Below are 24,667 nucleotides of genomic sequence, written 5' to 3' on the forward strand. Positions count from 1 at the left end.
ACGCTGTAGATCCCCACACCTCCCTGACTCGGCAGAAAGGCTTCAAGGTGGACGACTTTTACGCCGCCCGCAGCAGGACTATCCCGCCGCTACCGTGGTCGAATATTGCTCCGCCGTTCTCACACCCGGCTGAAGCGGCTGAGGTCGATCGCGATGATGCCGAACTGGGCATTGCTGGGCCAGCCCGAATTGGCCAGCCGATCGTCAATCTCTTCGCCAAAGCCGGTGCGGTTGGGCAGCGCTGTCAAACCGTCGGACAGCAATTCGCGCCGCAAATTCTTCTCGATCGTCCGCTCACTGGTGCGGTCGATCGCGGTAAACAGATAATGTTCCTGACGGCCATCGACCGCAGGCAGGCGACCGATGGTGCACATGAAATATTCCGGCCCCAGCTTGCCGTCGCGCCGCAATTCGAAACTTTCCGAATCGCGACCGGACAGGATGAAGGCCTTGATCCGTTCGCGCCATTCATTGGCGACCCTGGCCGTCAACGGATTGCGTGGAGCAGGGGAACGGAATGCCGCAACGAAGCGATCATTCCCATGGACGAAGCTTATTTCACTGTTTTCAAATGAAAATATGGCCGCAAGCTGAGGCAGTGCGGCCAACCATTCAGTCATCGCGATGGTGTGATTGAGATGCGCGTCATCCTCCCCGGTCAAGGGGGTGGCGCGGGTCTTGTCGACCGGAAAGTTGCGCACCGAGATGGATTCCATACCCCGGCTGTATCGGGCAGGAGTAAATTTTCGGGAAATATCGACCGCTTATGTTTCGGGCGTCGACAGAAAAGCGCAGCGCAGCAATCCATGGCGCGGGATGGATTGCTGCGCTGCGCCCGCAAGGACGCAGTGGTCAATCCGACGTCATTCCGCCCCAGTGACCCGAATCTGAAGTTCGTCACCTTATTTGGCAGACGTTGAACGAACTTCAGATTCATAAGGGGCACGAGCAAATATCTGATTCCAGTGTGGTTCAAGGATTTGAAATTCGCGCCCAACCTTGCCGAGAAATGTGGCGAATTTCAAATCCACCACATTAGAACCGATTGTCGCGGGGGAAGCCATTGGGTGGCATCCGTCCGGCGGCGCCCCGCGCGACTTTCCAGGGCAGCATGTCGCTCTCCGTCCGGGTGCGCCCGGACTCGCCGCCCATCGTCCAGCTCAGCCCGTCGGACAGTTTGAAGGCTATCGCATCGGACAGGCCGCCATCGCGATAACGCTGCATCTGCACCCCTTGCCCGCGCGCCATCTTTGGCATTTCGTTGAGCGCAAAGACCAGTAATTTGCGATTTTCCCCGATCACCGCCACGCTGTCCGCCTCCGCCGGAACGGGCCGAATGACGCTGAGCTTCGCGCCGGGGCGGATATTCACCACCTGCTTGCCCTTGCGGGTTTCGGCCATCAGATCCGCCGTGGCGGCCAGGAAACCGCGGCCATCGGACGATGCCAGCAGCAGGTCGGTTCCCGTGCGCGCAGGCATCAGCGCGACGATCGCCCCTTCATTGTCCATGTCGATCAGCGATCGCACCGGATCGCCAAAGCCGCGCCCGCCCGGCAGCTTGTCCGACGCCAGCGTATAGATGCGCCCGGTCGCGGTCGCCAGCAGCAGCTTGTCGGTGGTGTAGGCGTGGAAGGCGAATTGCGGCCCGTCGCCTTCCTTGAATTTCAGCGTGTCGGCGGCCGCCAGGTCGCGATGGCCGCTCATCGCCCTGATCCAGCCACGTTCGGACAGGATGACGGTGATCGGCTCGCGTTCGATCATCGCCTCCAGCGGAATTTCGCGTGCGGGCGCGGCCTCCTCCACCAGCGATCGGCGGCGGCCCAAATCGGTTTCGGGGCCATAGCGCTTGCGCAGCGCGGCGAGATCCTTCTTCAGGCGGCTGCGCTGGCGGGCCGGGCTTTCGACCAGCTTCTCCAGTTCCTCCTTTTCCTTGACCAGTTCGGCATGTTCGCGGCGCAGTTCCATCTCCTCCAGCTTGCGCAAGCTGCGCAGCCGCATGTTCAGGATCGCCTCCACCTGCCGGTCATTCAGGGCGAATTCGGCCATCATGACCTCTTTGGGCTCATCCTCCGTGCGGATGATCTCGATCACCCGGTCGAGGTTGAGATAGGCGATGATATAGCCGTCGAGCAGTTCCAGCCGGCCGGCGATCTTCTCCAGCCGATGCTGGGCACGGCGCACCAGCACGTCGATCTGGTGCTTGAGCCATTCGATCAGCAGTGGCTTCAATCCCAGCACGCGCGGCGTGCGGGTGGCGTCCAGCACGTTGAGGTTCAATGGAAAACGGTTTTCCAGGTCAGTGAGGCGGAACAAGCTGTCCATCAGCACCTGTTCGTCCACGGTGCGGGCGCGCGGTTCGATGACGATACGGATTTCGGCATCCGATTCATCGCGGACATCGGCCAGGATCGGCAGCTTCCTGTCGTTGATCAGCGCCGCGATCTGTTCGATCAGCTTGGATTTCTGGACTTGATAGGGGATTTGCGTGACCACCGCGACCCAGGTGCCGCGCCCGCCATCCTCCTTGTGCCAGCGCGCGCGCGTGCGGAACGCGCCGCGCCCGGTGGCATAGGCTTCGGAGATGATGGCAGGACTGTCGACCAGCACGCCGCCGGTCGGGAAATCGGGTCCCTTCACGATCTGCATCAGCGCGGCATGATCGGCGTCGGGATCGTCGATCAGCAGGTTGGCGGCGTCGATCAGTTCGCTCACATTATGCGGCGGAATGCTGGTCGCCATGCCGACCGCGATACCGCTGGCGCCATTGGCGAGCAGGTTGGGGAACAGGCCGGGGAATATCTCCGGCTCCTCATCCTCACCATTATAGGTGGGACGAAAATCGACCGTGCCTTCGTCCAGCCCGGACATGAGATCGGCGGCCGCCTGGGTCAGGCGCGCTTCGGTATAGCGCATCGCCGCCGCATTATCGCCGTCGATATTGCCGAAATTGCCCTGCCCGTCGACCAGCGGCGTGCGCAGCGAGAAGTCCTGCGCCAGGCGCACCATGGCGTCATAGACCGAAGAGTCGCCATGCGGATGATATTTGCCGATAACGTCGCCGACGACGCGGGCACATTTCTTGTAACTGGTGGTGTTGCGCGCCGGATTGGCGACCAGCACGTCAGGTGACGCGCCGCCCGGCTCCATCTTGAGCAGACGCATCGCCCAGAGCAGGCGGCGATGCACCGGCTTCAACCCATCGCGCAGGTCGGGCAGCGACCGTGCCGTGATGGTCGATAGCGCATAGACGAGGTAGCGCTGCGAGAGCGCATCGTCGAACGGGTGATCCTTGATGGCGTCGAACGGGTCGCGAAAATCAGTCATCCCGGCTGGCTTAGCAAAGCGGGCACGAAACGGAAACGGATTTGCTCAGAAAGCCGGCGATGCGCCTGTCGGACATGCTCCGGTGATCCCAAAGGATCGTCACGCCCCCATAGCGGTCGATGGCATCGGCCTTCTTCACCCGATCACCACATGGCCATGTACGCCGGGATGGAAACAATGGCGGGACGGATGATCGGCTTCGTCCGTCCCGCATCATCCATCCCGCCCGCGCGCGCACATCGGGTGCAAGCCATTGCGTGACCTGGCTCAGCCCCGTCCACTTGATCAGAATCTGGAACCACCAGCAAATCCGGCCCGGTTCACAATCTCGACCTTCATCATGAACCGCCCACCATGGTCATAGGCCATAGCGTTCAATATAGGGCGCGAACGGATCGATCAGAGGATCATCGCGACCGATCTTCTCGTAGCTATGGCCCTCCCCGCCCGCTTGCGCGTTTCTTTCCGCCCATGCCCGCATCGCAGCTTCGGCCTCAGCCGACAGCGCAAGCCCGAATTGCGCATAGATTTTGCGCACGACGCCCAGCGGATCGACGCGAATATCCTTTTGCAGGACGTTCACGAAACGATCAGGGGCGCGATCCTGCGCCGCCATGGTGCGCCGGACGCCCTCTGACCAGAAATCGGCTTCGCGCTTCAACCGGCGTTGCCGGTCGATCGGTTCGCCGAACAGCGGGGACATGAAATTATCCAGCAAACTGGTCACGGACGCGATCGAGTCCGCAGGGTGCCGATGCGTCTGCACGATGCAGGCGTCCGGGAATACCGCCAGCAATGCGTCAATTCCAAAGACATGACTGGGGTTTTTCAACAGCCAGCGCCGGTCATCATGCAACCCGACCAGTCGCAGCACATCCTTGTAACGGCTGTAGGACGGAGTTTCGTCAGCCGTCATGAGCCAATTGTCATAGCCCGCAAGGTCCAGTTGCGACGGGAAATTATTGGAACAGAAGCTCTGCGCCATCGGCAGGAGGCATTCGTCCACATCGTCGGGCTTTACGCCATGGGCAACCATCGCCTGCGGCGCGACCGCCATGAACTGTTCGTACAAAGCGACGCTCGCTTTATATTGCGGATGGCTTTCCCAGCTTTCGCGCGCCGGCCGGACAAGCGGCGCGTCGCATATCCATCTTTCGATCCCCTGGAATTGCGCATCCTGGCTCAGCAGGTTGTGCAGCGCCGTCGTCCCTGTCCGCGGCACCCCGATGACGATCAAGGGCGCGGGAATTTCCCGCGTCCGATACTCAGGATGGGCTTTCCACTGCGCCTCGGCTTGCAGCCGTGCGGCGAAGGCCGCGAGGATCGCGCTCTCTGCAACGGCGGCTTTTCCGCCCTTCACCCCTTCTTCATCCAGGGATTCGAGCAGGACGCGCAGCCCCTTATGATAGCCGGTGTCACCAAAATCATGCAGTCCGGCCTGCTCCGCCGCACGCTGGTGCAGCGCATCGAAACGCGATTGCCATGTCTGTGTCATCATCAGCCCCACGGATCGATCTGGAGCTTGCCGCTGCTCCCCTGCCCTTTGCGAAATTCCTCAAACGCCGTGACGCCCTGATCCATGCCGACGATATCCGTCACCATGGCCTGCGCCAGCACGCTGTCACGATCGATGGCGTCGGCACTGGCCGCGAAATCGTCGCGCGTGAAGATCGTCGACCAACGGATCGTCACATCCTTGATCATTGCCATGCCAGGCACGATCTGGTCGGGCACGAGGCAAAAGCCAAGGCCGACGATCAGCCCCTGGCCCCGCACCAGGTCGATGGCCCGACCGAGCACGCCCGGCACGCCCGCGGCCTCGAACACGATGTCCGGTGCGCCGCCCAGGATGGCATGGATTTCCTCCTTGGCAGTGTCGCTTTCGATCACGAACTGGTTGCCGCCCATCTTGTCGGACAGCGGCTTGCGGCGTCCGCTCGATGCGAGCATGACAATATTGCTGACACCGCGCTGTTGCAGCCAGAACAGGACGGACAGCCCGATCGGTCCGGGACCGATGATCACCACCTTGCTGTCCTTGTCAGGATTGGCAAGGCGCACGGCACGCCCGCCCACGGACATCGGTTCGACCAGCGCGCTGTCGGCGAGGCTCATCGTGGCAGGCAGCTTGGTCGCGCCGCGAGCGTTGACCCGCGCATATTCGGCAAGGCCATGGGCATAGCCGACAAACTGATTGGTGCACAGCAGGTCGATGCCGGTCTTGCAGCCATCGCAGTGACCGCACCCCACGACCGTCATCGCGGCCAGGCGATCTCCCACCGCGAAACGATCCACACCCTTGCCGACCGCAACGACTTCTCCGCCATATTCATGACCCAACTGGCTGTCGGGCGCCATCGGAAATCCATGTCCGCTGGTGGCGTGAACATCCGTCCCGCACACGCCGCAACGGGCCACGCGGATAACGACTTCGCCTTCGCCCGGTTCTGGATCGGGGATGGTTTCAAGCGCCAGCGGTTCGCCCGGCGCCTTGAACAGCAGTGCACGCATCAATGGTTCCTCTTCTACAGATCAGGTCCAGCGCCGGCTCACAATGGCTGCCCGGCTTCCTGCGACACCCGTTCCTGCCGCGCCCGGATCAACATGTCCGATCCCGGATTGGTCGCAAGGTAAAGCTGGTTACGCTCGATGGCCGACACGAGTTGGCGCGCGACATCGGCTGGCTTCAGGAACAGCGCGCCAGAGGGCACGGGAACGGCCATGGATGGATCGCCGTTCATGGCCGTATCCACCAGCCCTGGGCACAGCACGGTCACGCCCACATCATGTCCCGCCGCCTTCAGATCCGCCTCCAGCGTTTCCGACAGCGACACGACCGCATGCTTGGTGGCGTTGTAGATCCCGTTCGATGGCACGACGATCAGGCCAGCCATCGAAGCGGTGTTGACCACATGCCCCCGCCCGGCTGCCACCATTGCCGGCACGAACGAACGGATGCCGTGGATGACTCCCCACAGATTGACATCGATCACCCGTTGCCAGTCGACCAGCGGATTGTCCCACATCGGGCGAAAGGGGGACACGATGCCGGCATTGTTGCACAGGATATCGACCTGGCCAAAGCGCGCCAGCGCCACGTCACGCAGCCGTTCGACCTCTCCCGCATCGGCCACGTTCGTGCGTTGCGCGACGACATCCACGCCGTCCCGTGCGCAATCGGCGGCGGCATCGGCCAGACGATCCTCGTCAAGGTCGGCCAGCACCAGTCGCAACCCCAGTTCGGCAAAGCGGGTCGCCAGACCACGCCCGATCCCGCTTGCCGCGCCGGTCACGACGGCGACCTGACCCGTTGAAATCTTCATGCCCTTCCCCATCCGAAAAATGCAGCAGGCCGCTTCCATGCCAGCGGGCGCATTACAGCAGCCCCCGTTCTTCGGCCGTACGGGATCCGGTGGCGAGATTCCGTTCACGCAGCACTTCGATGATCGCGCTCGTTGCGCTCGCTGCGGCTGGAAACCCGACATAAGGGATCGTCTGGATCAACGCTTCCTCAATCTCGCCCACGGTCAATCCGTTGGTCAGGCCGATCCTGATATGATTCTTCAATTCCTGCATCTGGCGAAGGGCGATCAGGACGCCGATCACGACCAGGCTGCGCTGCTTGCGTTCCAGCCCTTCCCGCGCCCAGACGCTGCCAAATGCGAAGTCGGTCGCCAGCTTGCCGATCGCCGCACCGAAATCGTCGCCATCCAGGCTGGCGCGCAACTGGCCGGCGGGTTGATCGCCCATGATTTCGGCAAAAAGCGTCAGGCCACGTTCCGTTATGTCGTTCATGACTGACTTTCCATCCGGTTGGATCGGTTTTCGGGCACGATCATATCAGGGCTGCCCCGTCAGCGCCGACAGGTCGCCTTCATCAAGGTCGTCCCAGAAAGGGCGCCAGGTCGCAAAGTCGCCCGGCAAGGTCGGGTGGTGATCCAGAGATCGCGCCCAAAGCTGAAATGGCGGGCGAGGACGGTCCAGCGCATCGACCGCGTACCAGTGCTTTTCACGCCGCCGTTCGAAATACCAGCGGCCATCCCGGCGCACATAGTGATCGAAATAGATGATAGCCATGACGATCCATTGGTCGCCATCCTCATGCTCGGCCCGGCAATAGACCGTGCCGGTCGCCCTGTCGTCATCGACAAAATCGACGATATGGCCACAAATCTGGTGGATGGAGCGATAAAAGCTGCGCAGATTGGGTTCGATAAAGCTGCGCAAAGCCTCCCGCCCCTTGCCGCGCCGGCCGCAATTCACATCTTCGACGAACAGCCTGACCCAGGCATCGATATCCCGCGCATCCACCGCCAGGGCATAGCGGGCGGGCAGTTCGCCGATCGCCTGCCGCGCTTCCGTGCGTTCGATCCGGCGGATGAGGTCTGCCAGTTCCGTCATGGATTCTCCCAGATTGCGGGCGCCATATCAAACCATTGCCACACGCAACCGCACCATTGCGCAAAATGACAAGGCCGGAACCCAGGTAGAACCCAAGCCCCGGCCTTATCCTCGTCAACAATCACGCCCCTGCACGAAGGCCTGATGGATCAGAACCGGACGGTGGCACTTGCCCCGAAGGTCCTGGGCGCACCGAATACGGCCGTTGCATAGCCAAAGGCCTGGAACTGGGTGTTGCGAGCAGTGATATATTCCTTGTCGAACATATTCCTGATCCAGAACTGGGCGCTGATCGGCGAACCCATGACATTTTCCCAGTTCATCGACGCACTGGCGATGAAGTAGCTGTCCAGTTGATTGAACTGCTGCCCGAACGAGGCATTATAGTCCGGGAAGATGTTCGTCTGCGTGATCTTGCTCGTATAGTAACCCGAAATCGTCGTCGTCACCTTGCCGGACGCAGGATCGATCGGCCATTCATAGGTCGCCGCCAGGTTGAGCTGATGCTTGGGGGTCTGTGCGGGCGTGGCGCCGCTCAGGTCCGTAGGAGGTACGAGCGTGGCGCCAGTCAGACCATCCGCATTTCCACCCAGACCAGGCAGGACGAACTCCTTGAACTTCGACTTGATGTAATTGTAGCTCGCATCCAGCGTCAGGTTCTCGACCGGCGAAACACGCATTTCGAAGTCGAGGCCATACACATTCTGCTTCGCCGCATTCAAGACGCCGTAACCGGAGAAGCCATCGTCATAATTGACGTTGACATTGACCTGCTTGTTGGTGGTCCGGCCGCGATAGAGCGCGATATTGGTCCGTACCGGCCGATCGCCGATCGACCAGTCCGCCTTCAGGCCGGCCTCGATCATCGTCGTCTTTTCCGGGTCGAAGAAAGGCACTTCGCGGATCGTGAAATTCGTGCCCCCGGCAAGATAGCCATGGCTGATCTTCGCATAGGCCAGAACCTTTGAACTGAACTTGTTGGTCACAACGAAGTTCCAGCTTGGCGCCCGGAAGCTCTTGCCGCGCTGGCCGATACAGGAAGTCAGATCCTTGTCGGTGTAGAACAGCAGTGCCGCAGCGTTGCAGGGCGTCTGGGCATCCGGCAGGAAATTGAAGCCGTAGTTCGGCAGAACACCCGTGGCCTGAGAAACCGAAACACGCGATGAAACCCGGTCCCAGTTGTAACGGACACCACCGGAAATACCAAGGCTATCGGTGATATCGAATTCAGAGTTCAGATAGACTGACTTCGAATTGAACTTCTTCTTCTCGAAATTATAAATGTCGATGACCAGCGGCAAGCTGAAGCCGAACGCTCCCGAAAGGAAGAGGCTCTGCCCGACATTCGCGTTGATGCCTTCGGTCTTGTCATTCAGCAGGAAGTAGCCGCCCAGGCTGGTCCGCAGCCGCCCGTCAAGCGCGGTGTGACGCAGCGTGATATCGTCGGTCCACTGATTGGTCTTGGTATCCTTGAGGACATTCACCAGCGCGAGGGAAACGCCGGCCGTATCTTCCGACGTGGTGGTATGATCACGCCGGAAACCAACGACGTTGCGCAGGGTCAGATTGTCGGCCAGTTCGATGTTGACCCTGTGCTCCAGCCCGAACAGCTTTGCCCGGCCATACAGATCCTTGGTCATGCCGGACGGATCGGCGCCCACATAGATGGTCTTGCGCGTCCCCAGGCGCGCGCCCAGCGTCGCCAGATCAATCCCGAAACCGGCATCGGGACGGAATGCGAGCGGAATGCCGCCCGTCGGCGATTCATCGCGATCATAATAATCGAGAATCAGAACACTGTCGATCGGGCCACTGTTCAAAGACATCGTGCCGCGCAGGGAGTAATGATTTTCGTCCGAGAAATCCTTAGGCGCGCCACCTGCGGCAATCAGGTTCTTCACATATCCGTCGCGCTTCACATAATTGCCCGCGAAACGGAAACCCAGCACGTCATTGACCGGAATATTGATCATGCCTTCAAATTCGTGGCGGTTGTAATTGCCATAACCGGCCTTGACATAGCCTTCGAACTTGTCGGTCGGCAGGTTCGTGCGCACGGTAATCGTGCCGCCCGTGGTATTGGTGCCGAACTGCGTCCCCTGCGGCCCCTTGAGCACTTCCACCGTGGAAACATCATAGAAGGCGTTCATGATACCCACGGTGGACATCAGCGGAACGTCGTTCAGGTAAAGCGCCACGCCACCGTCGACGCCCAGTTCGGTCGCCGTACCGCGGATCGCGAAGATCGGCACGCCGCCTGTGGAGTTGTTGGAAACCGTCAGGCCGGGGGTCACGGTCTGCAAATCCTGGGCCGTCAGGACAACCCGCTCCTGAATCTGCTGTCCGCTGAACGCCGCCACGGTAATGGGAAGCGACTGGGCATTTTCACCCACTTTCCGCGCGGTCACGACGATATCGCCCAGCTCGTTGCCGGCGCCCGTCGCCGCAGCGCTGTCGCTCGCCGGAGCCTGATCCTGCGCAGCGGCTGGCATAGCGAGAAATGCTGCGGAAATCGCTGCCCACGAGACTGCGGCAGCGCGATTGACTTTGAATTTCATGTGGTTTCCTCCCCGGAGTAAACGGCTCCCTGGCTTTGAACCGCCAGTTGGGAGCAATCTACAAAAGCCGGAAGGATTCCTCGACTGTATTTTACTGTGAGCGCCTAGCAATCAGGAATGAAATAGCTTCGCCTCATTTTCGGCAATAAAGCGAGGCCGGCCAGGATCACTCCCGGCCGACACCGTCATGATCATCCATGCACGCCTGAAAAGCGCCCGGACAAAAGAACGCCAAGTTTACAGGGCTGCCAGCGCGCAATCCCGGCGGGTGGAGTCTGTAAAGGACGACGCCATTGCCGTATCCAGACGCAGGGATGGTTCGACAACCGGACCTGTCAGGTGCGCGGCAATTTCTTCATGCAGTGCGAGAACGAACGCATCCTTGTTCTCGCGCAATATGTCGGTAGGCGCGGCAAGGCCGATGGAAAGCTGCTCCTCGGTCATTTCAAACTGGGGCAGCCGCATCGCGACCACACCGGCGCCGGGGGTCACGGTGTCATGCTGGAATGCATATCCATTACTGCGCACCGCCTGCACCCTTTCAATCAGTTGCGAGACGGGAACCTTCAGATCCACCTCTTGCGGCTCGGCATTGTACCGGATGCCGATACGCTTGATCTCGCTGTCCGGCAGGTCCGAAATCAGGGTCAGTCCCGTCGCGGAACAGGCAAGCGGGCGCCGCGACCCCTTGACGACATACAGCCTGACCGGGCTGGTCGCCTGGACGACATGGATATATTGGGACCAGACATGATTGCGCACCGCCAGCACCACAGCCTGGCCGGTCCGTACATTCAGGCGATGCATCAGCCGGATCAGCGGACCATCGCTCAGGAGCGGACCATTGACCCAGCTTCCCAGCAGGGCGACGCGCGTTGTCGGCGCAAAGGCGCGTGTCGGCGCATTATAGGACAGATAGCCCATCACGACGAGGCTGCGCAGCAGGACCGAGGTGCTCGACTGCGGCAGGTCAAGCAGTTCCGACACTTCGGAAACAAGCGCCTCACGCTTGAGAACATCGAACAGTTCGAGAATGCGAAGCACGCGGCCTGCGGACTTCACGATATGATCGGTTTCGTCCTGCTCATGCCCGGCAACCCAGCATTCACCCAATGCCCGACCAAGTCTTGAAAGTTCCATATGTCCTCTCCAATCGGCTTTTGAAGAAACCTAACATATGTTCGGTTATCGGGCAATATGCACTGCATGTCTTTGCAGCCGGAATCAACGGACCACCGATCCGGGGCCGGCAGGCCGGTTTCCAACGGGCATGCCGGAGGGCAGGCGCGCAGGTCCGTGCGGACCGGGACGCTGCCCGATTCCAGATATTTTCCTGTTATTCCATATATTTATATAAATCCAGCATAGCCGCCTGGTTCGATCGGCTTGCCGGCGGGGCCATCGCGCCCCTTGCCGATGGTCAGCCGCAACAGGGGCAAAAGGCGATATCAGGCAGGATGGCCAAGATGCCGCTTCGCGAAGTCCGTCACGATTTTCAAGGACTCGATGCTCCTGGGATGCTGGACGGCAACGGACTGGAATGCATGGATAAGGCCATCCATCCTCAGGGATTCGACCTGATTGCCAGCCTCGCGCAGCCTGCTGGCATATAATTCGCCCTCGTCCCGCAACGGGTCATGCTCCACCGTGATCAGCAGGGTCGGCGGCAAGCCGCGCAGATCGTCCGCACGCAAGGGGCTGAGATGCGCCTGGTTGCGGTCCGCCTGCCCCGCATATTGATCCCAGAACCACATCATATGCGCGCGCGTCAGCAGCTTGCCCTGGGCATTTTCAAGATAGGAAGGGCGATCAAAATCATGATCGCACACCGGATATAGCAGGATCTGGCATTGAAGGTCCGGTCCACCGCGATCGCGCGCGATCATCGCGACGGCCGTGGCCAGATTGCCGCCCGCGCTGTCGCCGGCAATGCCGATCCGGTCGGGATCGAAGCCCAGGGCCGCTGCCTGCGCGGCCACCCATTCCGTCACCGCCAGACAATCTTCCAGCGGCACCGGAAATGGATATTCCGGCGCGAGCCGATAATCGACCGACACCACGGCGCACCCGCTGTCATGGGCGATCAGATGACATCTGAACTCATCGGCGTCGAGCGATCCCCGCACCCAGCCGCCCCCGTGCATGCTGATCAGCACCGCATGGGGACGCGGCGAGGACGGACGATAGATGCGCACGGGAACAGCATGGCCGTCCCCGGCCGGAACCTTGCGCACCTCGACCGATACCGGATTGCGCAATGGCGGGATCATGACCGGCGCGGACCGCATTTCCTGCGCCAGATCGGCGGGCGGGCGCGAAAAGTCGGTGGGCGGCATCGCGTTGATCACATCAAGGATCGCCTGAAAATCCCGGTCCACCGTCATCACGCCCATCACTTTCCCAACATGGCGGCCAGTAAAGCACGCCCCTGACGATCGCCGGCCCGCCGCGACCACCGGGCCATCCCTTTCACCCGCGCCGCTGTCGGCCATTCATTCGGCTGGAGTGATCCCGACAGCCTCCGCCTGGCGCCGCGCCCATTCTTCCTTCGGCATGAAGGTGGGATCAGCACGGACCAGCGCGTCCGTCTTTGCCAGGATCGTCTCTTCCGCTTCTTCCAGGTCCAGCGGTTCGGCGCATGGCTGGGCGATATACCAGGGCGATCCGGCATAAAGTTCGATACGGTTATCTTCCGGGTCGAAGCAGTAGATGCTCCAGGCATTGCCGTGGTTCATGGTGCGATCGACGCGGACGCCTTCGGCCTTGATGATCGCGTTGAAGCGCTGAAGATCCTTGAGCGAATCCAGCCGGAACGAGAGCTGGTTGATCAGCCCCACGCCCATGGCGTCATTCCGCCCCTCGACCAGCACGAGTTGATGATGTTCGAGCGGGCTGCGGCTCAGGAACATGATCCGGCCGCCGCGTTCGGTCGGCCCGCTGTCCGTCACGACCATGCCCAGGACGCGCTGGTAAAAGCCCGCCATGGCGTCAATGTCACGCACATAGAGGCCGACATGGCGGAATTGGGCGTTTGGCGGCGCCAGTGTCATGCGTTCATTATCCCTTCTTCAGGTATCGGGGCCGCCCCTGCGACATCGGCACACCCGATCGTCGCGAAGGACGGCCATCCGGCATCACGACGCGCGGACCAGCCCGCCGTCGACGTAGAAAGTCTGCGCCGTGATAAGGTCGGCATCTCCACTGACCAGATAGGACAATGTCCCGGCCATATCCTCCGGCGTCGGCGCGCGCGGAATGGCCTGACGCTCCGCCAGGATGCCGTAAAGCTGCTCGGACGTGTGGCCGCGGAAATTGGGTTCGCGCGCAAGCGTCCCCTCCGTACGGGTGAAGCCGGGCGCGATGGCGTTGACGGTGATCCCTTCGGCGCCCAGTTCGCTGGCGAGCGCGCGCGTGAAGCCGATCACGCCGCCCTTGCTGGCGATATAGTGGGTCAGCCCCGGCGCGACCTGGCCAAAGCTGTTGGACGCCATGTTGACGACCCGGCCCCATTTGCGGTCCCGCATACCCGGCACGAAACGCTTCGACATCAGGAATACCGAATCCAGATTGACCGCAATCATGTGCCGCCAATGCTCCAGTTCGATATCCTCGAACTTGCGGCTCGGAAAGATGCCCGCATTGTTGACGAGAATGTCGCAACGGCCAAATGCCTTCTCGACATCGTCGCCAAGCCTGGCGATCGCGGCGGGATCGGCAACGTCGCACTGAAACGCGACGGCGCGACCGCCGGCCGCCTTGACTTCTTCCAGCGTCTGGTCGGCGGCATTGAGGTCAACGACCGCGATCTCGGCACCTTCCGATGCAAGGCGCACCGCAAAGGCGCGACCGATGCCCGCTGCGGCGCCGGTGATGACCGCAACCTTGCCTGCATGGCGTTTTTCCATGGAATTCTCCTGAAACATCTCGTCGATCATAGGGGGCGGGTGCTGCCCGCACCGTCACAAAATGGCGAAATCGTCCGCTTCCTTGACGACGCCATTGCGCAGGATGCCGATGCCGGAAATTTCCACCTCGACCGTATCGCCTGCCTTCATCCACAAAGGCGGCTGATGGAAGGCGCCGACGCCACCCGTCGTGCCGCAAATGATCACGTCGCCCGGTTCGAGCGTGATGAACGACGAACAATAGGCGACCAGTGCAGGCACGTCGAAGATCAGGTCGTCGAGCGTCGCGGTCTGCACTTCCTGGCCATTGAGGCGCGTCTTGAGCGACTGTGCGCTAATGTCGGTCAATTCGTCGCTGGTGACCATCCATGGTCCCAGGGCGCCGGTCTGCGGGAAATTCTTGCCGGGGCCGAACTGCTGCGAATGCTTCTGCCAGTCGCGCACGCTGCCGTCATTATAGCAGGCATAGCCCGCCACATAATCCAGCGCCTTGTCTTCGGGCACATAGCGGCACCGCTTGCCGATGATGACCGCCAGTTCGCCTTCATAGTCGAACTTTTCGGACACCTTGGGGCACAGCAAATCCTGGTTGGCGCCGACCTGGCTCTCCGCATAACGCATGAAGATCATCGGCTTGGTCGGCGTTTCGCGGCCGGTTTCCTTGACATGGCTGGCGAAGTTGACGCCCACGCAGAGGATCTTGTCGGGCTTGGTCACGACCGGCAGAAGCTTTGCATCCGCAAAGGAAGAGGTCGGGGTCGCATCCTGCTGCGATCGCGCGAAGGCCATGCCCTCCGCGTCGGCAAGCAAATCGCGCAGCGACGCATAGCGCGCGCCCAGATCGATAATCCCTTCCGGCTTGTCGATGCTGCCCGTTACGATCCCAAAGCTTTCGCGTCCATCAGGGCCGACATAACTGGTCAATTTCATTGGTCCGACCTTCTTGTTCCGTTGGATGTTGATAATGTCTATTCGCCGCCCAGAATGGTGACGGTGGTTGCCGCTTCCTCATAGCCAAGGAAGCCCCCGCCATTTTCCGCTATCGCCCAGCGCGCATTGTCCACCTGTCGCGCGCCGGCCTCTCCCCGCAACTGCGTGGTGAGTTCATGCAACTGGATAATGCCTGTCGCCCCCACCGGATGCCCCTTGGACAGCAGGCCGCCAGACGGGTTGACGGGTATCCGGCCACCAAGCGCGGTGGCGCCGGAGTCCGTCATCGCCCCGCCCTCGCCCCGCGGGCAGAAGCCGAGATTTTCGATCTGGATGATTTCCGCGAAAGCCGTGGCGTCATGCACTTCCGCGACCGACATCGCCTCAGGCCCGACACCAGCCTGCTCATAGGCCCGGAGCGCAGCCCGGCGACCGACATGATTGTCAAGATCGTCCGGGTCGCGATCGGTTGACGAAACAAGCGCGCAAGACGCCACCCGGACCGCACGATCGGCGTTGAAGCGCTTGAGCGCCGATCCCGTGCACAACAGCATCGCCGCCGCGCCATCGCTGATCGGCGCGCACATGGCGCGGGTGAAAGGCCAGGAAACAGGCTTGTCCGCCAGCACTTCCTCGATCGTCAGGTCGAATTGATATTGGGCGTCCGGGTTCATCGTCGAATGATGATGGTTCTTTGAAGCCACCGCCGCAATCTGCCGCTGGGTCGTGCCGTACCGCGCCATGTGATAGCGCGCAAAGGCCGCATAGATATCCATGAACACGCTGCGTTCCGCCGCCGGCTCCACCCCGTCGGGGATCGGCATGCCCTTTGCCAGGGACAAAAGCGCGTCGATCTGGCTGTCGAACTCCAATACGTCGGTGCTGCCCTTGAAGGCCCGGAACATGCCATCCCGATTATCCGGGAAGAACATCTTTTCCGCGCCGACCACCAGCGCGACTTCGCCGAAACCGGCCTTGAGATAGGCCAGCGCGTTGGCAAAGCCGGTGCTGCCGCTGGCGCATGCATTTTCGACATTCGTGATCGGTATGCCCGATATGCCGCTCGACCGCAGCGCGACTTCCCCCCGAATGCCGTTCTGCCCTTCCAGCAGCGCCTGGCGCGTATTGCTGAACCAGGCAGCCTCGATCGAGGAAGGATTGTCCAGCCCCGAATCCGCCAGCGCCTTTTCAACGGCCATCGCCGTCATCGCGCGCAGCGGACGGTCGGGAAATTTGCCAAGCGACGTCATTCCCGAACCAACAATATATACGTCTATGTTCGACCGCACATCAAATGCCTTAAACTTGCCTCAGGCGCCATGGTCGGGCGCACATCGAAGCAGAAGTCGCCACCCTTCTGGAACATCGCCTATGTCTCAGACCCCCAACGGCCTACATATCGCGCTTGCCAAGAGCAAGAATTGCCACCCCGGAGACGACCCGCAATCAAGACTGTGATGACGACGGGCCGGAACAGGCATTTCCCGTCATGCCTGCGCGGGACAAACCCGCCCCGCAGGCTTATGGGGCGCGACAGGCCCTGAAGGAAAGGAAGCGCGGCAGTTCCCGCCATGGACGCCAGCCCCTTGATTATCATATCGCTGATACCCCCGCCCCGCCTCTTGCTCCATTCATGGCAATCCATTGATAAATATCGGGAAATAATGCCTCCCAATATCCGGTGCGATCCAGCTTCGACACGCAGGCCCGGTCATTGCGATGCCCCTGGCGCGCCATTGCAGCCTGCCCTTATTGCGTTCAGCGCATTTGGGCGGGATAGCGACGGAATATAGGGGTGGTCAGGGTCAACTGATCGCCGAATGCGTGAAATGTGGAGATCATGATGCAGCCTCAGCTTCAACCGAGCACCATTCCGGCGGGATGCCCCATGCACGATGCCGGAGAACGGTTTCGCCCGTTCGAGCATGAAGGCATGTATGCGCTGTTCGCGGAAATCCGGCAGACCGTGCCGGTATTCTATGCGCCGGAGATCGATTACTGGGTCGTGACGCGGCGCGAGGATGTGATCGCCGTGCTGCGGGATCATGAACGCTTCTCCGCCGCCGTCGCGACGCAGGCGGTGGTGCCATGGCCGCCTGAAATGCTGCAATATATGGTCGATCAGGGCTTCACCAATGAAAGCGTGCAGGTCGCCTGCGATCCGCCGCGGCACACGCGCATCAGAAGCCATGTGCAGGGCTTCCTCAACCCCAAGAAGCTTCAGTCGTTCGAAGCGGAGGTCCGGGCGCTGGTGCAGGGCTATATCGCCGCCATGAAGGGCCAGGAAAGCATCGACCTGGTCGACGCGCTGACCTACGAATTGCCGGCACGGACCGCTTTCCTTCTCCTGGGCGTCAAGGACATCGATCCCCGCAGGATCAAAAAATGGACCGAGTTGCGCGTCAAGTTGATGCATGGCCACCCGACCCGCGAAGAACAGATGGCCGCTGCGGATGACCTGCTGGATTTCTGGCGTTTCTCCTGCGACCTCGTCGAACAGCGCAAGGTCAATCCGGGCGACGATTATCCAAGCTGGCTGCTGGCATCGCGCGCTGGCGACGACAGCAGGCTGACGGAAAATGAAATCAAGAGCCTGACCTTCGCCTTGCTGCTGGCGGCGCATGAAACCACGTCGAACGCTTCGGCAAACGTCCTGCTGGAACTGATGCGGCGGCCCGATGACTGGAACGCGCTGGTCAACGATCCTTCGCTGATACCCAATGCCGTCGAGGAAGGGCTGCGCTATGTGTCCTCGGTCGTGGCCTGGCGACGGGTGGCGAAGGAAGATTTCGAACTGGGCGGCGAACATTTCCCCAAGGGCACCAAACTTCTGCTGTCACTGGCGTCGGCGAGCCGCGATGAAAGCACTTATGAAAATGGCGATATATTCGACATCAGGCGCAAGAACGCCCGTTCGCATGTCGCTTTTGGCAATGGCATCCATTTCTGCATGGGCGCCCCCATCGCGCGGATGCAGATCCGCATGATGATCGAGGAACTGACATCGGCCTTCCCTGACATGGCGCTCATCACCGATGAAGCCATCGAGATCGCGGGTGTGCTCACCTTCAGGGGGCCGACCCGGCTGCCGGTGCGGTTGATCCCCTGATTCACGGGTCGTCGGCATGGCCGCGGGCGACAGGCAAGAATTTGAACCCGTCTTGAAACAATGTGGAATCGTCATGGACAAGCAAAAGATCACATTTCAGTTCATATCCGCCAACGGTGAAAGCCAGGAAGTCGAAGGGCTGACCGGCGAAACCGTCATGCAGGTCGCCTATGACAATGGCATCGAAGGGGTCGCCGCCGAATGCGGTGGGTCCATGTCGTGCGGCACCTGCCACGTCTTTCTCGACGAAGCCTCCTTCGCCCGTATCGACGCGCCATCGGAAAGCGAAATGGATATGCTGGACATCGTTTCCAGCGATCGGCACGCGACCAGCCGGCTGAGCTGCCAGATCAAGCTGGGAAGCGATTTCGCAGGGGCGCAAGTGCATATTCCCGAATCCCAATATTGATTCCGGGTCGATCCTGGGGTCAAATACGCATGCCGATACCGATCGGCATCCAGGATGATGCGTCGCCAGACGCGATGTTGTGACATGTGGCGCGCCCATGGGCGCGCCACGCATAAAGGCATGTGCGACGGGCGTGTGAATATGCTCACTCCTGTCCCAACGGCCATGCCAAGGAGAGACAGGCTTGAGCATTTCCCTTTCCCATCCAACGCCGTCAGACCTGGCGCCGCTGTTCGAGCCGCTCTCCATTCGCGGCCTCACCATCCCCAATCGGCTGATCATGGCGCCGATGACGCGCAGTTTCTGCCCCGACAATGTGCCGGGACCGGACGTGGTCGGCTATTATGAGCGAAGGGTGGAAGGCGGGACCGGCCTGCTGATAACCGAGGCGATCGGCACCGATCATCCGGCATCGGTGGGCGATACGGGCCTTGGAGAGGAAAATCTGCCGCTGTTCGACGGTCAACGCACCATCGATGCATGGGCGAAGGTCGTCGATGCCGTTCATGCGCGCGGCGGGCATATCGTCCCCCAGCTCTGGCATCAGGGTCCGATGCGGATGCCCGATGGCAAGGCGCCTGCCTTCTCCCCATCCGGGCTGTATGGCGACCCGTCCAAAGCGGCCGAATATTATATCGACAAGGCGCAGATCATATCGTCCGCGCCCATGCCTGTCCCGACGGACGAGGAGATTGCCGATGTCGTCGCCGGCTTCGGCCGGGCCGCGCGGGACGCGGTGGCGGCGGGCTTTGACGGCCTCGCCCTGCATGGCGCGCACGGCTATCTGATCGACGCCTTCCTGTGGGGTGAAACCAATCGCCGCCCGGCCCCCTGGGGCGGTGACGCGGTCGCCCGCACGCGCTTCGCCGTCGAAGTGGTCAAGGCCTGCCGTGCGGCCATTGGCGAGGACCGGCCGCTGATTTTCCGGTTTTCCCAATGGAAACAACAGGATTTCCGCGCGAAGCTGGCCGAGACGCCGGCTGAGCTGGAGGCCATACTCGGCCCCATTGCCGACGCCGGCGTTGACCTGTTCGATGCCAGTGTGCGCTATTTCAACACCCCCGCCTTTCCTGAGCATGGCGATCTTTCGCTCGCGGGATGGGCAAAGAAACTGACCGGCAAACTGACCGGGGCGGTCGGCGGCATCGGCCTGATCAAGGGCAAATATGACACCGATAACGCCATTTCGGAAGCATCGAACAATCTGGGCCTGCTGCTTCGCCGGTTCGAAGCGGGCGAATTCGATGTGGCGTCCGTTGGCCGCGCGATCCTTCAGGACCCGCAATGGGTACGCAAGGCCCGCAATGGCGAACCACTGCCTGCATTCGATCCAGCCTCCGTTTCCGTCCTGACCTGATCGGCATCGGGCGACCCAAGCCCTGCGTGGCGCGACCGGATGAGGGCGCGCAGCAGACGGCGATGGCGGGCGATCATGTCTTCAAACGCCTGATCGCGCCGGAGGAGATCGCCGCCACCGTGATGTTCCTCTGCTCACCGGACACCGCGATGATCAGCGGGCTGGTGGTGCCGGTCGACGGCGGCATGAACGCCATTTGCTGACACAGATCATTGCCGCCATGACAGGCCGGGAAAATGGGGAGAAGGACATGGGAAGGTTGCACGGAAAGGTCGCCATCATCACGGGCGGCGGCCAGGGTGTCGGTCTGGGCATTGCGCAGGCATTTGCCGCTGAAGGCGCTTCACTGGTGCTGAGCGGACGGACGATCGGGAAGCTGGAAAATGTCATTCCCGACCTTGAAGCGCGCGGCGCTCAGGTTGCGGTCATTGCGGCCGATGCCCGATCCCGCGCCGATGCGGACAAAGTGGTGGCTTTTGCAGTCAGCACGTTCGGCGGCGTGGACATACTGGTCAACAACGCCCAGTCCTCGACTGCCGGCGTGATGCTCAGCGATTCTGATGATGATCTGATTGCCGAAACCGTGGAATCGGGGCTTTATGGCTCGATCTACCACATGCAGGCGGTCAGGCCCCATATGGCGGCACGCGGTGGCGGGTCCATCATCAATTTCGGTTCGCGGCAGGGGATCGTCGCACCGCCGGGCTATGCCATTTACGGCGCCACCAAGGAGGCTATTCGCGGGCTGAGCCGCACAGCCGCGCGGGAATGGGGACCGGACAATATCCGGGTGAACGTCATCAACCCCTCCGCCATCACGCCTGTTGCCCAGAAATGGCTGGCCGATTTTCCCGAAGAGGCCGCAAGGAACCTGTCGGAAGTGTCGCTGCAACGCTGGGGCGACGCGGAAACGGACATCGGCCCGGTCGCGCTGTTCCTGGCGTCGCAGGACAGCCGCTATGTGACCGGCCAGACCATCAATGTGGATGGCGGCATGGTCATGCTCTGATACCCGGCGGGCCGGGCGCTGCCGGGGGCGACAATCCATTCCCGACAGCGCACGGCATGGCCTGCGCCATCAATCCCCGGTCAGTTCAGGCTTGCGCCCTTCGCGCCCCGCCGCCAGGATTTCGTTGCGGTCGGCCGTGGTCGTGTAAAGCGCCTGACCGGCCATTTCCTCGCGCAGCATCGTGTTCCAGTCGGTTTCCAGCGACCGGCGATAATGGCGCTTGGCCAGGCCGATGCCGCGTGTCGGCTGATCAGCCAGCCTGCGGGCCAGGTCCAGCGCCGTGTCCTGCACCAGTTCCTTGTCCACCAGACGATTGATCAGGCCCCATTCGCTCAGCGTGTCGGCCGTCACCATGTCCCCCAGCAGCGCGATTTCATTGAGCCGGTGAAAGGGAATGATCCGGGGCAGGTAAAAGGAATCGCCCGCATGGGGGATCATGCCCCGCTTCACGAACACATGGGTCCAGCGGCTCCCCTTTGCCGCAACCACCATGTCGGCCAGCAGCGCCAGCAGCCAGCCGACCCCCGCGACGGTGCCCTGCACCGCGCTGACGACAGGGCGTTCCAGTTCCCACATCGCCTTGAACATCTCGATATGCGGGGTCGATACGAAACGATAGTCGATGGGGTTGCGCGGCATCGGGGTGGGTATCTTTGATTGCCCGCCGCCCAGGCAGAAGTCCCGGTCGCCCGTGCTCCTGATCAGGATGGACCGCACATCCTGCCGCACATTCGCGTCACGGAAGAATTGCGTGAAATCGCCTGCGACATCGGCGCCGAATGCATTGCGCATCGATGGCATGTGGAGTGTGAGCGTCGCCACGCCATTGTCGATTTCGATCTTCAGGCCTTCATCGTCTGCAACGGTCATGGGCGCTTCGTCCTCTTGTCTTTCGGATGGAATAATCGCTTCTGCTTTATAACGGGCAGGCGTTGAAACAAGTCCCGACACCCCCGCCGGGAACAATCATCGCATGGATGCTGGAATGACCGCGACATGCATGGATCACGGCCGTTTCCCGGACGTCAGCGCGCCGATGTTGCAAGATCGTCCGTGGCGCGGCTCAGCGATCCTGGAGTGCACGGAACAATGCTTCCTGCATGACGGTTGCGACCAGTCGGCCGGCACGATCCAGCAACAGGCCCCGCGCCATGGCCCGGCCATCGGCAGCATGGTGGCTGTCGCAATCATAGAGCAGCCACTCCTCGCACCGATGGGCCCGGTGAAACCAGATCGCATGGTCCAGGCTTGTCGCGGCGAAACGCGGCAACCGGAACGCAATCGGATGCGGCAGTTTCACCACCCCGGAAAACATGAAATCGGACAGATAGGCAAGCAACTGCTGGTGCACCGCCGGGTCATCGCTATTGGCGGCCGTTGGCATCCGTATCCATATCTGTCGCCGGCCGGAAGGATCGGGCTGCTCGAATCGTTCATGATCGACCAGCCGCAATTCCAGCAGCGGGAAGCGCCGGGCGATTGCGACCTCGCCTGCCATCCCCTCGCCCAGCGTTTCAAGGCTGACGAGATTGGGCAATGCTTCAGGAGGCGGCACATCGGGCAATTGGGCGACCTGATGCTGCGGACCTGCCCCCCCGGCATGGAAGGAACATTCCATGTCGAAAATCGCGCGATCATTCTGTGTCGCCACGATGCGGCGCGTGGAGAAACGTGCCCCGTCACGAATGCGTTCGACAGTCAGTGTCACCGGGCGCGATGCCACGCCCGCCCGGAGAAAATAGGCGTGCATGGAATGGCACACGCGCCCTTCCACCGTCCTGTTCGCCGCGGCCAGCGCCTGCGCGACGATCTGCCCGCCGAACAGGTGGTCGCCGGCGCGCTGCTCGACAAAGCAGGTGCGGAAAATATCAGGACCGCTTTGCTCAAGCTCCATGATCCTGGTGGCATCGGTGCCCAGTATGTCAGATGCGGCGTGCCGGCACGGTTCCGCGTTCATAGCCGGTGTCCTTCTTTCAATGCAGCGCCAGGATCAACCGCACCGGGCCTTGCGGCCTTGTGCCATCCCGGCATTCACGCCATCGCGCGCAGTTCCATCTTGGCAACCTTGCCCGTCGCGTTGAGCGGCAGCGCATCGAGGAAACGCACCGCGCGGGGCACCTTGTAATTGGCCATTTCGGCGCGGCACCAGGCGATGACATCGGCCTCGGTCAGTTCAGCGCCTTTTTCCTTCACGACAAATGCCAGGCCGACCTGGCCGAGCCGCTCATCATCCATCCCGATCACCGCAACCGTGGCAATTCCGGGCATCATCGCCATCATGCGTTCGATCTCCGCAGGATAGCAATTGAACCCGCCGACCAGATACATGTCCTTGATCCGATCGGTCAGGTGCAGGTTGCCCGCCTCGTCAAGCCAGCCGGCATCCCCGGTCAACAGGAAGCCATCGGCGGTGAATGCCGCAGCGGTCGCTTCGGGATTGTCGAGATAGCCAGGCGTGATCTGCGGTCCGCGGACGGCCACTTCCCCGGTTTCTCCATGCGCAAGCGCCGCGCCGTCCGGCCCCAGTATCTTCATCTCGATGTTGCTGAGCGGATGGCCGACCGTCGTGGCGATCACCTCCGGCGGATCGTCATCATAGGTGATGGTCAGCGAACCGGCGGCTTCGGTCAGGCCATATCCCGTCTGCACCACGGTGCCCGACCCCAGATGTGTCTGCATGTCCCGGATCAGCTTCACCGGGATCGTCGTCCCGCCAACGCCCATCAGCTTGAGGCTGGACAGATCGGTGCGTTCCCGGTCGGGGTGATCGATCAACCCCTGTGCCACCGGCGGCGCGGTGGGCAGCATCGTCACGCCTTCGCGCTCGATCAGCCGCAGCAATTCTCCGGCATCGAACGTGCTGATGGGGATGACGCGCACACCGTAAAACAGCGACACCAGCCAGCCTGCGCGATAACCGGCATTATGCGCGAACGGGAATGTCACGGCAAACACGTCGTCCGGGGTGAAGCGATTGATTTCAGCCGCCTGGATATCGCACGCCAACAGGCTTTTGCGATGGGTGGTCAGAACCCCCTTGGGACGGCCCGTGGTGCCCGACGTGAAGATGATGTCGGAAAGGTCATCGCCCGAACCGGCAGCAATCCGCGCATCGAGCGCCCCGTCATCCACCCGGTCGGGCGAAGCGCGCAGCGCTCCCAGCGTCATGACGGGGCCGGACACCGAACCGCCGGTTTCACCGAACACGACAATGCGTTCCATCGCGGGCAGGTCCTGCTCGCGCAGCGCATCGACATAGCTGAAACCACCAAAGCCACGATCGCAAAATACCAGCCGCACCTGGGCATCGCTCAAAATCCCTGCCGCCTCGCGACCGCGAAGACGGGTGCCGATGGGGATCAGGACGCCGCCCACCGCCTGGATGCCAAGCGCCGCGATCACCCAGTTCATGCTGTTGACGCCCCAGATCGCGATACGATCGCCGCGCTGGATGCCAAGACCCATCAGGGCCGCGGCGACATCCCGGCTTGCCGCCTCAAGCGCGCTGAAGCTGATGTTCGCATCGCCCTGCGTAATCGCGATGCGCGCGCCATGGAGCGCAACCGCCTGCTGGAACCGATGATAAAGTGAAGGGTCGTCCATGAGATCACCGCTTTCGTCCACAATCTCAGGATCGCTTGCAAGAAAAAGACGGTCCACGCAAA

General features: G+C 61.6%; 22 protein-coding genes. 5 read left to right on the forward strand and 17 right to left on the reverse strand.

From position 1 onward, the window contains the following. Positions 1-119 precede the first annotated feature (119 nt). The 14 genes from Q4610_RS00005 to Q4610_RS00070 form a co-directional block, all read right to left on the reverse strand. Positions 120-716, reverse strand: a complete 597-nt coding sequence (locus Q4610_RS00005; RefSeq protein WP_425262509.1) for a hypothetical protein — start codon at positions 714-716, stop codon at positions 120-122. A 319-nt stretch (positions 717-1,035) separates the two neighbouring features. Beyond that, the gene (parC, locus tag Q4610_RS00010; protein ID WP_304533977.1) at positions 1,036-3,324 is read right to left on the reverse strand and encodes a DNA topoisomerase IV subunit A; all 2,289 of its coding nucleotides are present in this window, start codon (positions 3,322-3,324) and stop codon (positions 1,036-1,038) included. Positions 3,325-3,682: 358 nt separating this feature from the next. Beyond that, positions 3,683-4,822 carry a sulfotransferase family protein gene (locus tag Q4610_RS00015; RefSeq protein ID WP_304533978.1) on the reverse strand — a complete coding sequence of 380 codons (1,140 nt, stop codon included), beginning with the start codon at positions 4,820-4,822 and terminating at the stop codon, positions 3,683-3,685. Next, on the reverse strand, positions 4,822-5,835 hold the full coding sequence (locus tag Q4610_RS00020) for a zinc-dependent alcohol dehydrogenase (RefSeq protein WP_304533979.1): 1,014 nt from the start codon (positions 5,833-5,835) through the stop codon (positions 4,822-4,824). Before Q4610_RS00020 ends, Q4610_RS00015 begins: the two co-directional genes overlap by 1 nt. Before the next feature lie 38 nt (positions 5,836-5,873). Continuing rightward, positions 5,874-6,647 carry an SDR family NAD(P)-dependent oxidoreductase gene (locus tag Q4610_RS00025; RefSeq protein ID WP_304533980.1) on the reverse strand — a complete coding sequence of 258 codons (774 nt, stop codon included), beginning with the start codon at positions 6,645-6,647 and terminating at the stop codon, positions 5,874-5,876. A gap of 52 nt (positions 6,648-6,699) precedes the next feature. Then, complete coding sequence (locus Q4610_RS00030; protein ID WP_304533981.1) at positions 6,700-7,119, reverse strand: carboxymuconolactone decarboxylase family protein; 420 nt, start codon at positions 7,117-7,119, stop codon at positions 6,700-6,702. Between the two features lie 45 nt (positions 7,120-7,164). Further along, positions 7,165-7,725: a nuclear transport factor 2 family protein gene (locus Q4610_RS00035; protein ID WP_304533982.1), complete on the reverse strand. Its 561-nt coding sequence runs from the start codon at positions 7,723-7,725 to the stop codon at positions 7,165-7,167. 149 nt (positions 7,726-7,874) lie between these two features. After that, complete coding sequence (locus tag Q4610_RS00040) at positions 7,875-10,283, reverse strand: TonB-dependent receptor (protein WP_304533983.1); 2,409 nt, start codon at positions 10,281-10,283, stop codon at positions 7,875-7,877. A gap of 237 nt (positions 10,284-10,520) precedes the next feature. Beyond that, positions 10,521-11,423, reverse strand: a complete 903-nt coding sequence (locus tag Q4610_RS00045; RefSeq protein WP_304533984.1) for an IclR family transcriptional regulator — start codon at positions 11,421-11,423, stop codon at positions 10,521-10,523. Positions 11,424-11,731: 308 nt separating this feature from the next. After that, on the reverse strand, positions 11,732-12,775 hold the full coding sequence (locus Q4610_RS00050; protein ID WP_304533985.1) for an alpha/beta hydrolase: 1,044 nt from the start codon (positions 12,773-12,775) through the stop codon (positions 11,732-11,734). Next, complete coding sequence (locus Q4610_RS00055) at positions 12,776-13,333, reverse strand: VOC family protein (RefSeq protein WP_304533986.1); 558 nt, start codon at positions 13,331-13,333, stop codon at positions 12,776-12,778. Positions 13,334-13,417: 84 nt separating this feature from the next. Then, a complete protein-coding gene (locus tag Q4610_RS00060; protein ID WP_304533987.1) occupies positions 13,418-14,188 on the reverse strand; it encodes an SDR family NAD(P)-dependent oxidoreductase in 771 nt (256 codons plus the stop codon). 54 nt (positions 14,189-14,242) lie between these two features. Then, a complete protein-coding gene (locus tag Q4610_RS00065) occupies positions 14,243-15,118 on the reverse strand; it encodes a fumarylacetoacetate hydrolase family protein (protein ID WP_304533988.1) in 876 nt (291 codons plus the stop codon). A gap of 38 nt (positions 15,119-15,156) precedes the next feature. Continuing rightward, complete coding sequence (locus Q4610_RS00070) at positions 15,157-16,407, reverse strand: thiolase family protein (protein WP_336622848.1); 1,251 nt, start codon at positions 16,405-16,407, stop codon at positions 15,157-15,159. Positions 16,408-17,006: 599 nt separating this feature from the next. Here Q4610_RS00070 and Q4610_RS00075 point away from each other — a divergent pair. From Q4610_RS00075 to Q4610_RS00095, 5 genes are all read left to right on the forward strand, one after another. Next, the gene (locus Q4610_RS00075; protein WP_304533989.1) at positions 17,007-18,227 is read left to right on the forward strand and encodes a cytochrome P450; all 1,221 of its coding nucleotides are present in this window, start codon (positions 17,007-17,009) and stop codon (positions 18,225-18,227) included. A gap of 73 nt (positions 18,228-18,300) precedes the next feature. Continuing rightward, the gene (locus tag Q4610_RS00080) at positions 18,301-18,636 is read left to right on the forward strand and encodes a 2Fe-2S iron-sulfur cluster-binding protein (protein WP_304533990.1); all 336 of its coding nucleotides are present in this window, start codon (positions 18,301-18,303) and stop codon (positions 18,634-18,636) included. A 184-nt stretch (positions 18,637-18,820) separates the two neighbouring features. Further along, positions 18,821-19,993 carry an oxidoreductase gene (locus tag Q4610_RS00085; RefSeq protein WP_304533991.1) on the forward strand — a complete coding sequence of 391 codons (1,173 nt, stop codon included), beginning with the start codon at positions 18,821-18,823 and terminating at the stop codon, positions 19,991-19,993. Beyond that, positions 19,921-20,196, forward strand: coding sequence for an SDR family oxidoreductase (locus tag Q4610_RS00090; RefSeq protein ID WP_304533992.1), 276 nt, complete (start codon positions 19,921-19,923; stop codon positions 20,194-20,196). Before Q4610_RS00085 ends, Q4610_RS00090 begins: the two co-directional genes overlap by 73 nt. A gap of 47 nt (positions 20,197-20,243) precedes the next feature. Beyond that, on the forward strand, positions 20,244-21,002 hold the full coding sequence (locus tag Q4610_RS00095) for an SDR family NAD(P)-dependent oxidoreductase (RefSeq protein WP_304533993.1): 759 nt from the start codon (positions 20,244-20,246) through the stop codon (positions 21,000-21,002). A 69-nt stretch (positions 21,003-21,071) separates the two neighbouring features. Here the strand turns inward: Q4610_RS00095 and Q4610_RS00100 are convergent, their stop codons facing one another. The 3 genes from Q4610_RS00100 to Q4610_RS00110 form a co-directional block, all read right to left on the reverse strand. Further along, entirely contained in the window at positions 21,072-21,872 is an 801-nt protein-coding gene (locus Q4610_RS00100) for an enoyl-CoA hydratase/isomerase family protein (RefSeq protein WP_304533994.1), read from the reverse strand. A 193-nt stretch (positions 21,873-22,065) separates the two neighbouring features. Continuing rightward, a complete protein-coding gene (locus Q4610_RS00105; protein ID WP_304533995.1) occupies positions 22,066-22,959 on the reverse strand; it encodes an acyl-CoA thioesterase in 894 nt (297 codons plus the stop codon). Between the two features lie 74 nt (positions 22,960-23,033). Beyond that, the gene (locus Q4610_RS00110; protein WP_304533996.1) at positions 23,034-24,605 is read right to left on the reverse strand and encodes an AMP-binding protein; all 1,572 of its coding nucleotides are present in this window, start codon (positions 24,603-24,605) and stop codon (positions 23,034-23,036) included. Positions 24,606-24,667: the final 62 nt, after the last annotated feature.

The organism is Sphingobium cyanobacteriorum (assembly GCF_030580935.1).
In the GTDB taxonomy this organism is placed as follows: Bacteria; Pseudomonadota; Alphaproteobacteria; order Sphingomonadales; family Sphingomonadaceae; genus Sphingobium; species Sphingobium cyanobacteriorum.

Coding starts and splice junctions, on each gene's coding strand:
- Q4610_RS00005 (WP_425262509.1), bottom strand. CDS start 716: ATGGAATCCATCTCGGTGCGCAACTTTCCGGTCGACAAGACCCGCGCC.
- parC (WP_304533977.1), bottom strand. CDS start 3,324: ATGACTGATTTTCGCGACCCGTTCGACGCCATCAAGGATCACCCGTTC.
- Q4610_RS00015 (WP_304533978.1), bottom strand. CDS start 4,822: ATGATGACACAGACATGGCAATCGCGTTTCGATGCGCTGCACCAGCGT.
- Q4610_RS00020 (WP_304533979.1), bottom strand. CDS start 5,835: ATGCGTGCACTGCTGTTCAAGGCGCCGGGCGAACCGCTGGCGCTTGAA.
- Q4610_RS00025 (WP_304533980.1), bottom strand. CDS start 6,647: ATGAAGATTTCAACGGGTCAGGTCGCCGTCGTGACCGGCGCGGCAAGC.
- Q4610_RS00030 (WP_304533981.1), bottom strand. CDS start 7,119: ATGAACGACATAACGGAACGTGGCCTGACGCTTTTTGCCGAAATCATG.
- Q4610_RS00035 (WP_304533982.1), bottom strand. CDS start 7,725: ATGACGGAACTGGCAGACCTCATCCGCCGGATCGAACGCACGGAAGCG.
- Q4610_RS00040 (WP_304533983.1), bottom strand. CDS start 10,283: ATGAAATTCAAAGTCAATCGCGCTGCCGCAGTCTCGTGGGCAGCGATT.
- Q4610_RS00045 (WP_304533984.1), bottom strand. CDS start 11,423: ATGGAACTTTCAAGACTTGGTCGGGCATTGGGTGAATGCTGGGTTGCC.
- Q4610_RS00050 (WP_304533985.1), bottom strand. CDS start 12,775: ATGGCCGACAGCGGCGCGGGTGAAAGGGATGGCCCGGTGGTCGCGGCG.
- Q4610_RS00055 (WP_304533986.1), bottom strand. CDS start 13,333: ATGACACTGGCGCCGCCAAACGCCCAATTCCGCCATGTCGGCCTCTAT.
- Q4610_RS00060 (WP_304533987.1), bottom strand. CDS start 14,188: ATGGAAAAACGCCATGCAGGCAAGGTTGCGGTCATCACCGGCGCCGCA.
- Q4610_RS00065 (WP_304533988.1), bottom strand. CDS start 15,118: ATGAAATTGACCAGTTATGTCGGCCCTGATGGACGCGAAAGCTTTGGG.
- Q4610_RS00075 (WP_304533989.1), top strand. CDS start 17,007: ATGCACGATGCCGGAGAACGGTTTCGCCCGTTCGAGCATGAAGGCATG.
- Q4610_RS00080 (WP_304533990.1), top strand. CDS start 18,301: ATGGACAAGCAAAAGATCACATTTCAGTTCATATCCGCCAACGGTGAA.
- Q4610_RS00090 (WP_304533992.1), top strand. CDS start 19,921: ATGGGTACGCAAGGCCCGCAATGGCGAACCACTGCCTGCATTCGATCC.
- Q4610_RS00095 (WP_304533993.1), top strand. CDS start 20,244: ATGGGAAGGTTGCACGGAAAGGTCGCCATCATCACGGGCGGCGGCCAG.
- Q4610_RS00100 (WP_304533994.1), bottom strand. CDS start 21,872: ATGACCGTTGCAGACGATGAAGGCCTGAAGATCGAAATCGACAATGGC.
- Q4610_RS00105 (WP_304533995.1), bottom strand. CDS start 22,959: ATGAACGCGGAACCGTGCCGGCACGCCGCATCTGACATACTGGGCACC.
- Q4610_RS00110 (WP_304533996.1), bottom strand. CDS start 24,605: ATGGACGACCCTTCACTTTATCATCGGTTCCAGCAGGCGGTTGCGCTC.